An 11254-nucleotide genomic window follows, 5' to 3' on the forward strand; every position below is an offset into this window, starting at 1 on the left:
TCGAACTACTCAATCCTCAGACCTTGCGCGTGAGTTTCGCGCTGGAAGCTGCCCCGCCCTGGTCCAAAGCAGGGGATGAATTGGTCCAGCACGGCTTCAATGTCCCGGTTGACCCCTCGCTTTCCGAGGCCGCAGCCGATTTGCGCCGTCAGCTCCAGAACTTTCCCGTGCGGGGTCCTATCGAAAGCTGACTGGTCAGCTTTCCAACCCACCCTTCTCTGCCGAGCCGGAGGTCTGCATCGCTAGCCGGGTCGCGCCAATTGCTGCCGTTGACACCCCTCCAGGAAGGCGACGTTCAGTCTAGGCGGGCTGGAGCGATTTGACCTGGTAGGGCGCGGCAAGCCGCCTTGACCCGCGCCGCCGTCCGGCCCGACCGCCTGACCGTGGCCTCGGCGCGCGGCGACGAGCTGGTGCCGATCGAGAACATCCTGGCCGTGGTCGGGGCCGACGACTATGTCGAGCTGCGGCTGGCGGGTAGCCGCAGCCTGCTGCACGCCGCGCGTCTGGACGGCTTGGCCAGCCAGCTGCCGCCGAACTTCCTGCGCATCCATCGCTCGGCGATCGCCAACCTGGCGCGGGTGCAGCGCCTGGAGCGCGAGGGCGACCGATGGCGGCTGCATCTTGGCGAAGGCCCGCCCTTGCCCGTCAGCCGCTCCCGCCAGCCCGCCCTGCGCGAGGCGCTCGAGCAAGAGGTCTGCACGGCGGCGCTTGTCTAGCGCGCCGACCCGACGCCCTCGGGCGAGACCCGGCGTTCGATGCGTTTGACCAACGCTTCATACCTGTCGGAACCCCGCCTGAATGGGAGGGGTTAGGCCTTGCATCTCGTCCCACGCGCCGTCGCGATCACCTAGAGCCAGGATCTTCCCATGACCGACAACGCCACGTCCCGCCGCGGCTTGATCACGGCCGCGGCCCTCGCCTCGGTCGGCGCGGTCGCCGCGCCGGCGATGGCCCGGCAGGAGGCCAAGCCCCCCGGCGCGCCGACCACCCCGAAAGCCGCCTCCTACCCCAAGCCGCCGTTCGCCGCGCAAACTCAGCCATGGCCAGGCTTGGCCTCGAAGATGAACCCGCGTCCCGACCACGGGGAGGAGAGCTACAAGGGCTCGGGCCGCCTGGCCGGCAAGCGGGCCCTGATCACCGGCGGCGACAGCGGCATCGGCCGCGCCGCGGCCATCGCCTATGCCCGCGAAGGCGCCGACGTGGCGATCAACTATCTTCCCGCCGAGGAGCCGGACGCCCGCGAGGTGGTCGAGCTGATCCGCGCGGCGGGCTGCAAGGCGGTCGCCATCCCCGGCGACCTGCGTGACGAGGCCTTCTGCCGCCAGCTGGTCGAGCGCGCGGCCCGCGAGCTGGGCGGTTTGGATATCCTGGTCAACAACGCCGCCCGCCAGCAGACGCGAGCGACGATCGCAGACATCTCCAGCGAAGATTTCGACGCGACGATGAAGACCAACGTCTATGCGCCGTTCTGGCTGACCAAGGCGGCGGTGGCGCGCATGAGCGCCGGCGCGGTGATCGTCAATACCGCCTCCGAGCAGGCGGGCGATCCTTCCGAGGATCTCGTCGACTATGCGATGACGCGGGCGGCGATGCTGAACTTCAGCAAGTCGATGGCCAAGCAACTGGCGCCGAAAGGCATCCGCGTAAACGCCGTGACCCCCGGCCCATTCTGGACTCCGCTGCAGGTCAGCGGCGGCGCCACGCCGGAGAAGCTGCAGGCCTTCGGCTCGCAAAGCCCGCTTGGTCGCCCGGGGCAACCTGCGGAAATCGCGGGCCTCTACGTCGCGGCCGCTGACCCGGCCCTCAGCTATTCCACCGGCCAGATCTTCGGCGCCACCGGCGGCGGCGGGCAGCCTGGCTGACGCTCTTGAAGCTGGAAGACATTGCGACGTTGAGCGCGCTGGTGCGGCCGCCTTCCATTTTTCCAGACCTAGATCCCGCACCTTACATTCTCGGTCTCACCGGCGCAGGCGTGCTGATCGCCCTCGTGGCTTGGCTGCCGCTGGTCCTGCGTCGGCTGCCGATCTCCTTGCCCATCATTTGCATAGCGCTGGGCGCGGCGCTGTTTTCCTTCGCGCCCATCGATCTGCGGCCTCTTCCCAGTCGGCACATGGCGTTCACAGAGCGCTTCGCGGAGTTCGTCGTCATCATCGCCCTGATGGGCGCTGGGCTGAAGATCGATCGGGTGTTTCACGTTCGGCGCTGGCAGGTCGCTTGGCGGCTGCTTGGCGTGACCATGCCGCTGAGCATCGCCGCGATCACGGCCTTAGGCGTCCTGACGGGCATGCCGTGGGTCGCCGCTCTCTTGCTTGGGGCCGCCTTGGCGCCGACGGATCCGGTCTTGGCGAGCGACGTGCAGGTCGGCCCGCCCAAGAGCGGGGAAGAGGACGAGGTGCGTTTTGGCCTCACCTCCGAAGCCGGCCTCAACGACGGCCTGGCTTTTCCTTTCGTGCATCTGGCGATCGTGCTCGCTGCCGCGGCGGGAACGGGTCAGCCGTGGGTGGCGGACTGGCTGACCCACAATGTCCTTTGGGAAATCGGCGCCGGCGTGATCGGCGGCTGGCTCGTAGGCTGGGCCTTCGGCTGGCTGACCTTTCGTATTCCCTCGGAGAGCAAGTTGGCCGCCACGGGCGATGGCCTGATCGCCATCGCCGCGACGTTCCTGTCTTACGGCCTGACCGAACTGATCAACTGCTACGGCTTCCTCGCGGTCTTCGTCACGGCCCTGACCCTGCGTCACGCGCATCGAGAGCATGAATTTCAGCGCCAGATGCACGATGTTACTGAGCAGATTGAGCGACTGGCCATGATGGTTCTGCTCCTGCTGTTCGGCGGCGCGCTGGTCAGCGGCATATTGGCCCCGTTGTCATGGACGGACGTGGGACTTGCCGTCGCCATCCTACTGGTGATCAGACCTGTAGCCGGCCTGATCGGCCTGGTCGGCTTCAGAGCCGTACGCAGCGAGAAACTCACGCTCGCGTTTTTCGGAATCCGCGGCGTCGGCACGATCTATTATCTCGCCTACGCCCTTGGCCGCTCTGACTTCCCCCAAGCCGAGCGGCTTTGGGCGATCGCCGCGCTCGTTATCCTGCTGTCGATCATAGGGCATGGCTTGACCGTCACCCCGATCATGCGCCGCCTGGATCGGAGCCAGGGCCGCGACCCTGACGCCGCAGACCGTCAGAACGTACCGCCTCCGGGCCTCAAGGGCCCCGCCAGCTGAGCCAAGGCCGCCACGCTGCGATTTGGTCCGATCAACACCGCGCGTCGTCGGCACTGAATGCTCGCCGCGGAGTTACGTCAGAGCCGAACTGCATCCTCGCGCCGGCCGCTAACTGCGAGGCCTTCCGATGAATCTGACCGTGAACGGCGTCGTCGCCGCCCTACCCGACGACCCGCGCGTCTCTCTGCTGGATCTGCTGCGAGAACAGCTGCGCTTGCCCGGCGCCAAGAAGGGCTGCAACCAGGGCGCCTGCGGCGCCTGCACGGTACTGCTCGATGGCGAGCGGATCCTCTCCTGCCTGACGCTGGCGGTACAGTGCGAGGGCCGGTCCGTCACGACGATCGAGGGCGTTGGGGCGCCGGGTGCGCTGCATCCGCTGCAGCAGGCATTCCTTGAGCATGACGGCTTCCAGTGCGGCTACTGCACGCCGGGGCAGATCTGTTCGGCACTGGCCATGGCCGACGAGATCCGGCGCGGCGTGCCCAGCCACGTCACCGGCGACCTGACCGCCGAGACCATCGCGCTTGATCGTGATGAGTTGCGAGAGCGCATGAGCGGCAATCTATGCCGCTGCGGGGCTCACAATGGCATCGTCGAGGCGATCCTCGAGACGTTCGCGGACCAGACTGAGCAACTGGAGGCGGCCGAGTGAACCCATTCGTCTACAATCGCGCCGCCGATGCGGCCGACGCCGTCCGCCGCGCCGCAGCGCTGAACGCCAAGTATCTCGGCGGCGGCACCAATCTGGTCGATCTGATGCGCGAGACCATCGAGCGGCCCCCGGCCCTGGTCGACGTCACCGGCCTGTCGCGGGAGATCGCCCAAACGCCCGACGGCGGCCTGATGATCGGCGCGGCGACCCGCAACACGGCCCTGGCCGAGCATCCGCTGGTCCGCGAGCGCTATCCGCTGCTGACCCGCGCCATCGTCGCTGGGGCCAGCCCGCAGATCCGCAACATGGCCACGGTCGGCGGCAACCTGCTGCAGCGGACCCGCTGCGTCTATTTTTACGACGACGACGGCGCGCGCTGTAACAAGCGGCGGCCCGGCGAAGGCTGCGACGCCATCGGCGGCTTCAACCGCATGCACGCCGTTTTGGGCGCTTCGGACGCCTGCATCGCCGTGCACCCGTCCGACATGTGCGTGGCCTTGGCCGCTCTGGAGGCGGTGGTCCATCTGGAAGGCCCCGCCGGCGCGCGGAGCCTGCCGCTCACCGATTTCCACCGGTTGCCCGGCGACCGGCCCGATCTCGAGACTGAGCTCGCGCCCGGCGAGCTGATCACCGCCGTCGAACTGCCCCCCGCCGCCGTCGCTGCACGCTCGGCCTATCGCAAGGTCCGCGACCGCGCCAGCTACGCCTTCGCCCTGGTCTCGGTGGCCGCGGCCCTCGAGCTGGAGGGCGGCCTGGTGAAGGACGTGCGGCTGGCGTTCGGCGGCCTCGCCCACAAGCCCTGGCGGGCCTGGAAGGCCGAGGCGGCCCTGCGGGGAAACGCGGCGTCCGCCGACGCCTTCGCCGCCGCGGCCGACGCCGAACTGGCCGACGCCCGTCCGCGGTCCGGCAACGCCTTCAAGGTCGAGCTGGCGCGCCGGACGCTGGTGGCCGTCCTGACCGATCTTGCGGGAGCCGTCGCATGAGCCTTGCCGAAGACGCCAAGCAACTGGTCCAGGGCGCGATGCAGGGCCTGATGGGCAAGGCCGTGGCCCTGGCCCCCGACAGCTGGATCCCCGGCGGCAAGCCCGATCCGCTGATCCGCCACCAGCATGGCCATATCGGCAAACCGGTCACGCGGATCGACGGGCCGCTGAAGGTGGCCGGCGCCGCGCCGTTCGCCGCCGAGTTCCCGCTCGAGGGCATGGTCTACGCCGCCGTCGTCCACAGCGTCGTCGCCCGGGGCCGCATCGCTGAGCTCGACGTGACCGCGGCCGAAGCCGCCGCCGGCGTCGTGGCGGTGATGACCTGGCGCAATGCGCCGCGGCTTAAGGCCCCGCCAGTCTTCCTGTCCGATCCCAAGGCCGCCAGCGGCGACAACTTGCCGGTCATGCAGGACGACGAGATCCACTGGAACGGCCAGCCGATCGCCCTGGTCTTGGCCGAAACCCAGGAACAGGCCGACCACGCCAAGTCGCTGGTACGCGCCACTTACCACGCCGCCCCAGCCGTGACGGACATCGAGGCGGCGAAGGCCGAGGGGACCAAGCCCGGCGTCTTCATGGGCCAGCCGCTGCACAACAAAATCGGCGACGCCGAGGAAGCCCTGGCGGCCGCGCCGGTTGCGGTCGATGCGACCTATACGACCCCGGGCCACAATCACAACGCCATCGAGCTGCACGCGGTCACCGCCTACTGGCGGGACGGGACCTTGCGGCTGCACGACGCCACCCAGGCCGTCTCCCACACCGCCTGGACGATGGCCAAGATGTTCGGGATCGACGAGAAGCAGGTGGTGGTCACCTCGCCCTTTGTCGGCGGCGGCTTTGGCGGCAAGACCCTTTGGCAGCACCAGGTGCTGGCGGCCTGCGCCTCACAGCTGACCGGCCGTCCGGTGCGACTGGCCCTGTCGCGCGAGAGCGTCTACCGCATGGTCGGCGGCCGCGCCCCGACGGAGCAACGGGTGGCCTTGGGTGCCGACCGCGATGGTCGCCTCAAGGCCTTGATCCACCGCGGCGTGACGCCCAAGACCGCCACAAACGTCATGCCCGAGCCGTTCATCCTGCCCACCCGCAGCGCCTATGCGTCCGAGACCATGCTGCTCGACGTCCAGGTCGTCGAGCTGGACATGCTGGCCAACACCTTCATGCGTGCGCCTGGGGAGTCGGTGGGCACCTTCGCCCTGGAGAGCGCCCTCGACGAGCTGGCCCACGCCCTCAGCATGGACCCGATCGAACTGCGCTTACGTAACGAACCAGAGAAGGACCCGACACTCGGCCTGCCCTTCTCCTCACGGCATATCGACGAGGCCTGGCGGGCCGGGTCTGAGCGCTTCGGCTGGTCGCGCCGCAATCGGACGCCGGGCGCGACGCGCGAGGGCGAGTGGCTGATCGGCGTCGGCTGCGCCACGGCCACCTATCCCTACTACCGCATGCCCGGCGGCGCGGCGCGCCTGACCCTGACCCGCGACGGCCGCGCGAGCGTCGACATCGCCGCTCACGAGATGGGCATGGGTACGGCCACAGCCCAGACCCAGGTCACGGCCGAGCGGCTGGGCCTGCCGCTGGAGGCGGTGACTTTCAACTACGGCGACTCGACCCTGCCGGGCCTAGTGCTGGCTGGCGGCTCGCAGCAGACCGCCTCGATCGGCGCCTCGGTGATCGCCGCCCACCGCGCCCTGGTCAAGGAGCTGCTCAAGCTGGCTGGCAACGACTCCGTGCTGGCCGGCCTTGATGCCGACGAGGTCGGGGGCCACGACGGCGGCCTCTGCAAGCTCGACGACCCCGAGCGCTGCGAAAGCTACGCCTCGATCTTGAACCGCGCGGGCCGCGACAGCGTCGTGGTCGAGGCCGAGCCGCCGATGCCGCTGGAGACCCAGCACTGGTCGATGCACAGCCACGGGGCGATGTTCTGCGAGGTCCGCGTCAACACCGTCACCGGCGAGGTGCGGATCAGCCGCTTCTTGGGCTCGTTCGACTGCGGCCGGATCCTCAACGCCAAAACCGCCGCCAGCCAGTTTCGCGGCGGCATCATTATGGGCCTGGGCCTGGCCTTGATGGAGGAAACCCAGTTCGATCCGCGCAAGGGCCGGATCATGAATCCCAGCCTCGCCGAGTACCATCTGCCGGTGCACATGGACGTGCCGCAGATCGACGTGATGTGGACCGATATCCCCGATCCGCACGCGCCCATGGGCGCGCATGGCGTCGGCGAAATCGGCATCACCGGCACCGGGGCGGCGGTGGCCAACGCCATCTTCAACGCGACCGGCAAGCGCATCCGCGACCTGCCGATCACGCTCGACAAGCTGCTGTAATCGGCCACGTTACGCCATGAGCCGACCTTGCCTCACCTCCAGAAAGGCGACGTTCATGATGCTTCTGGCTTGGCCGTCCCTCACCTGCCCCGCATATCGCTGCCCTTCAATGGCGTTGGCATGTTGAGCACCAACTGCGCGTCCCTGACCACATCCAGGCGCAGCATGGCCGAGACGCCCAAGCCGTTGAGGAGGTCGCTCATCGGACCCCCATGGCGCGAGAGTGTCACGCCCTTCGGAAAGAGCTTCTGGGAATAGGACAAGGTGTTGGACTGGACCACCGTCTGGCTCCACTGGCCGTCGACCTGATGGATCATGGTGTTGGCGCCCAGGCGCGACTGTGAAGGCACGTCTTTGAAAGCCGGCGCGGGCGCGCGAAGCACCAGATCTGGTGAGCCGTCCGTGGCGGCGATGCTCGCCCTGACCTCATTGGCGATATCCACCGTGATCGGCGTCAGCCATTTGGGTAGTTGGTAACCCTGCACGCCCCGTGTCCAGGCTATCTCGGTGGTGACCGGCAGCGCCAGGACGTGGGCGAAGAAGTTGCGCCGGCGAATGTCGCCCAGGAGCTGGCCGAGATGCGAGCCCTTGGCGCCGGGACGGCGGACGACAACCGCGATCGAGACCTCGTCATATGGGTCGTTGTCGCAGACGGAGTAGGAGAAGAAGGTCAGGGCCACTAGGCCCTGGGCCGGAAGGGGACGAAGCGGCTCCAGCGGCGCTGGGAGCGCCGCCGCGAGCCGATCGATCGGCGCGGTCATCAAAAGCTGCACCGAGCTGCTGCGGTAGTAGAAGTTGGGCGCCCAGACGGGCCCAACCCGCGAGGAAACCTTCTGCTTGGGGATGCGCCGGAAGAAGTCGATGTTGCCGGCGGCGGGGTCGCGCGCCACAACATCCAGGTCTGGATTGGAACGGAAGCGATCGTAGTAGCCGCCCTTTGGCACTTGGACGGTCTGGCCGCCGAACTCGACGTCCACGAACTGCTCAACCATGTACGAGCCTTTTTGATTATCTGTTCGACGACAGGGAGCGGTCAGGCCGTCGCCGGGCGCTGCGCCATCCAGCGCCGATACTGGCGGGCGCTGCTCCTAGCCTGGAGTTGCGCGGTGATCAGCGCCCAGACAGGCGATATGTGCGGCGCGGTGCGTCGCCGCTGGCTTAGTCGCACCAGCTGATAGCGCACGGCGGCCATGTGCGCCGAGGAGGCGATCGGCTTATTCTTCCAGGTGATGGGTCGCAGGCTGGGCGCGACATCCTTGCCCTGGCGCCACAGCGCCGGAAGATCTGGCTCGATGGCCAGCGCCGTGGCGATGCCTGCCATGTCCACACCGCTTTCCACGACCTTCTGGGCCACTTCCCTCCGCTTGATGCCGCCGGTGACCATCAGCGGCATGGCCGCGACCTTGCCGATCTCGCGGGCGAACTCAAGGAAGTAGGCCTCGCGCCCCAAAGTGCGCTCGTCGCGAGAAGAACCCATCATCGCCGGCGCCTCGTAGCTGCCGCCCGAGAGCTCGACGAGATCAACGCCCAGGCCGTTGAGCATCTTGACCACGGCGCGGGCGTCTTCAGGCGAGAAGCCGCCGCGCTGGAAGTCGGCCGAGTTGAGCTTCACCGCCACGGCGAAGCTGGGCGTCACGGCTGCTCGCACACCGCGTACGACGTCCAGCAGCAGGCGCGCGCGGTTTTCCAGGCTGCCGCCCCAGCGGTCCTGGCGATGATTGGCCAGCGGCGAGAGAAACTGGCTCAGCAAATAGCCGTGCGCGGCGTGGATCTCCACCCCGGTGAAGCCGGCGCGCTCGGCCAGCGCCGCCGTGGTCACGAAACGGCGCTCGACCTCGGCGATGTCGGCTGCAGACATTTCGCGCGGCATCGGAAAGACCTTGGACTGGGCGCCCAGGTCCAGCGCGATTGCCGACGGGGCTAGGGTCTCCTGGCCCAGGGCCGCTGGCATCTGACGCCCCGGATGATTGATCTGCATCCACACCTGGCCGCCGCCTGATCGGGCCGCCGTCGCCCAGGCCTTGAAGCGGTCGAGATGGTGATCATTCTCCAGCACCACGCCGGCCGGGCCGGTCATGGCGCGAGCGTCGACCATCACGTTGCCGGTGATGATCAGCCCCGCCCCCCCTGCGGCCCAGGCACGGTACAGATCGATCAGCGCCTGCGACGGTAGGTGGTGGCCATCGGCCATGTTCTCCTCCATCGCCGCCTTGGCGATGCGGTTGGGGATGACGGCGCCGTTGGGCAAGGTCAGTGGCGAAAACAGAGACATTAGGGGCTCCTCGAACGGCGTAGACCCAGCCCTAACCTTTAAGCTAGGTTTAGGGTCAACACGCTTTCTGAGGCCCGCGAATGAACATCGGCGAACTGGCCAACCGCACAGGTCTCACCCAATCGCGCATCCGGTTCTATGAACGGGAAGGCCTGCTGACGACCGTGGAGCGTCGCCCTAACGGCTATCGCGCCTATCCCAACAACGCCGTGCTCGTGCTCGACCTGATCGCCACGGCGCAGAAGGCCGGCTTCAGCCTCGACGAAATCCGGACCCTGCTCCCTTCCGACCTGGCGGACTGGAAGCACGATGCCCTCATCGCCGCGTTGCGCAGCCGTGTGGCTGATATCGAGGCGCTCGAAAGGCGGCTTGCTGAGAGCAAAGCACAACTGGTTGCTGTTATCGCTGGGATCGAAAGCAAACCCGACGATCTGGACTGCGCGGCTAACGCCCGCAGGGTTCTTTCAACCGTACTGGGCAAGGAGATCGATTCCGCTCGGACGGTGGCAAGCGATCATCTGCCGGCGCCGCGACAACGCGCTTAGAGCTAGGCCCTAGCTTTTTCTGCCGCGGACCGGCTTGCGCCACAAGCTGACCGTGGCTCGCCTCCAGAAAGGCGACACTCACGCCCTGCCCGAGAACCCAAAGACGTCAGCCAAGATTGACGTCGATCACCCGCTCGACCGCCGCCACGTCCCGCCAAACGCCGTCCAGCTTGCCGTGCTTCTCGTGCACGCCGACTTCGCGGAACCCGAGCGAGCGCATCAGCCCGAGGCTGGCCTTGTTCTCGACGAAGACCCGCGACAGCAGCTTCCAGAAACCGACCTTCGTCGCCTCCGCGATCAGCGCGTTCATGGCCAGCGCGCCCACGCCCTGGCCACGATGCGACCGGCGGACATAGACCGAAAACTCGGCGATGCCCGCGTAGCAGCAGCGGTCGGCGTAGGAGAACGTCGCCGCGTAGCCGACGACCTTGCCGTCCTGGTCGACGACGGCGACGATGGGGTGCTTGCCGTCGAACCACCCGGCGAGGTCCGCCGCCGAGCGGGGATTGGTCTCGAAGGTCGCGATGCGGTCGACGATGCCCTCGTTGTAGATGTCGGCCATGGCCGCGGCGTCGTCGGGCGTGGCCGGGCGGGTGGTGAGCGTGGCGGTGGTCATGCGGAGGCGGCCTCATGCTTCATGGCCTCGGCGGCCAGGGCGACGTGTTCGGGGATGCGCCCGCTGGCCTTCCGCTCGCTGTAGCGGTCGACGAGGTAGTCGGCGCTGTCCCGGGTCAGCAGCGTGAACTTCACCAGCTCCTCCATCACGTCGACCACGCGGTCGTAATAGCTAGACGGCTTCATGCGGTCGTTCTCGTCGAACTCCTTGTAGGCCATGGCCACTGACGACTGGTTGGGAATGGTGATCATCCGCATCCACCGCCCCAAGAGCCGCAGGGTGTTGACCGCGTTGAACGACTGCGACCCGCCGCTGACCTGCATGACCGCCAGGGTCCGCCCCTGGGTCGGCCGGACGCTGCCGACCTCCAGCGGGATCCAGTCGATCTGGGCCTTCATGATGCCGCTAATGGCGCCGTGACGCTCCGGGCTGCACCAGACCTGCCCCTCCGACCACAGCGACAGCGCCCGCAATTCCTGGACCTTGGGATGCTCCGGGCCGACAGCGTCGGGCAAAGGCAGGTCGCGCGGATCGAAGATGCGGGTTTCGCAGCCCAGGGCCTGGAGGATGCGCGCGGCTTCCTCGACCAGCAGGCGGCTGAACGACCGCGCCCGCAGCGACCCGTAGAGCAGC

Annotated in this window: 12 protein-coding genes; 8 read left to right on the forward strand and 4 right to left on the reverse strand. The window is 67.8% G+C overall.

What is annotated here, in order from left to right:
* The 7 genes from DDF67_RS26075 to DDF67_RS12950 all read left to right on the forward strand — a co-directional run.
* A partial coding sequence (locus DDF67_RS26075) for a hypothetical protein (RefSeq protein ID WP_233247645.1) occupies positions 1-191 on the forward strand: 191 nt, incomplete at its 5' end.
* 156 nt (positions 192-347) lie between these two features.
* Positions 348-716: a LytTR family DNA-binding domain-containing protein gene (locus DDF67_RS12925; RefSeq protein ID WP_233247646.1), complete on the forward strand. Its 369-nt coding sequence runs from the start codon at positions 348-350 to the stop codon at positions 714-716.
* A 150-nt stretch (positions 717-866) separates the two neighbouring features.
* Positions 867-1862 carry an SDR family oxidoreductase gene (locus DDF67_RS12930; RefSeq protein ID WP_109101297.1) on the forward strand — a complete coding sequence of 332 codons (996 nt, stop codon included), beginning with the start codon at positions 867-869 and terminating at the stop codon, positions 1860-1862.
* 5 nt (positions 1863-1867) lie between these two features.
* Positions 1868-3223 carry a cation:proton antiporter gene (locus DDF67_RS12935; RefSeq protein ID WP_233247647.1) on the forward strand — a complete coding sequence of 452 codons (1356 nt, stop codon included), beginning with the start codon at positions 1868-1870 and terminating at the stop codon, positions 3221-3223.
* 127 nt (positions 3224-3350) lie between these two features.
* Positions 3351-3875 (forward strand): 2Fe-2S iron-sulfur cluster-binding protein, encoded by a 525-nt coding sequence (locus DDF67_RS12940; protein ID WP_109101298.1) that lies wholly within the window; start codon positions 3351-3353, stop codon positions 3873-3875.
* Positions 3872-4858: an FAD binding domain-containing protein gene (locus DDF67_RS12945; protein WP_109101299.1), complete on the forward strand. Its 987-nt coding sequence runs from the start codon at positions 3872-3874 to the stop codon at positions 4856-4858. Before DDF67_RS12940 ends, DDF67_RS12945 begins: the two co-directional genes overlap by 4 nt.
* The gene (locus tag DDF67_RS12950; RefSeq protein ID WP_109101300.1) at positions 4855-7188 is read left to right on the forward strand and encodes a xanthine dehydrogenase family protein molybdopterin-binding subunit; all 2334 of its coding nucleotides are present in this window, start codon (positions 4855-4857) and stop codon (positions 7186-7188) included. Before DDF67_RS12945 ends, DDF67_RS12950 begins: the two co-directional genes overlap by 4 nt.
* A gap of 80 nt (positions 7189-7268) precedes the next feature.
* On the opposite strand, the gene DDF67_RS12955 is transcribed toward DDF67_RS12950, so the two are convergent.
* The gene (locus DDF67_RS12955; protein ID WP_199229221.1) at positions 7269-8165 is read right to left on the reverse strand and encodes an acetoacetate decarboxylase family protein; all 897 of its coding nucleotides are present in this window, start codon (positions 8163-8165) and stop codon (positions 7269-7271) included.
* A 56-nt stretch (positions 8166-8221) separates the two neighbouring features.
* Complete coding sequence (locus DDF67_RS12960; protein ID WP_109101302.1) at positions 8222-9460, reverse strand: NADH:flavin oxidoreductase/NADH oxidase family protein; 1239 nt, start codon at positions 9458-9460, stop codon at positions 8222-8224.
* A gap of 80 nt (positions 9461-9540) precedes the next feature.
* On the opposite strand from DDF67_RS12960, the gene DDF67_RS12965 reads away from it, so the two are divergent.
* Positions 9541-10005, forward strand: coding sequence for a MerR family transcriptional regulator (locus tag DDF67_RS12965; RefSeq protein WP_109101303.1), 465 nt, complete (start codon positions 9541-9543; stop codon positions 10003-10005).
* Positions 10006-10111: 106 nt separating this feature from the next.
* On the opposite strand, the gene DDF67_RS12970 is transcribed toward DDF67_RS12965, so the two are convergent.
* Entirely contained in the window at positions 10112-10621 is a 510-nt protein-coding gene (locus DDF67_RS12970; RefSeq protein WP_109101304.1) for an arsinothricin resistance N-acetyltransferase ArsN1 family A, read from the reverse strand.
* Positions 10618-11254: arsenical resistance protein ArsH (gene arsH / locus DDF67_RS12975; protein WP_109101305.1), on the reverse strand; the 637-nt coding region annotated here is incomplete at its 5' end. The genes DDF67_RS12970 and arsH, both read right to left, overlap by 4 nt.

This window comes from Caulobacter endophyticus, from assembly GCF_003116815.1.
GTDB classification, from domain to species: Bacteria; Pseudomonadota; Alphaproteobacteria; order Caulobacterales; family Caulobacteraceae; genus Caulobacter; species Caulobacter endophyticus.

Coding starts and splice junctions, on each gene's coding strand:
- DDF67_RS12930 (WP_109101297.1), top strand. CDS start 867: ATGACCGACAACGCCACGTCCCGCCGCGGCTTGATCACGGCCGCGGCC.
- DDF67_RS12970 (WP_109101304.1), bottom strand. CDS start 10,621: ATGACCACCGCCACGCTCACCACCCGCCCGGCCACGCCCGACGACGCC.
- DDF67_RS12940 (WP_109101298.1), top strand. CDS start 3,351: ATGAATCTGACCGTGAACGGCGTCGTCGCCGCCCTACCCGACGACCCG.
- DDF67_RS12950 (WP_109101300.1), top strand. CDS start 4,855: ATGAGCCTTGCCGAAGACGCCAAGCAACTGGTCCAGGGCGCGATGCAG.
- DDF67_RS12960 (WP_109101302.1), bottom strand. CDS start 9,460: ATGTCTCTGTTTTCGCCACTGACCTTGCCCAACGGCGCCGTCATCCCC.
- DDF67_RS12965 (WP_109101303.1), top strand. CDS start 9,541: ATGAACATCGGCGAACTGGCCAACCGCACAGGTCTCACCCAATCGCGC.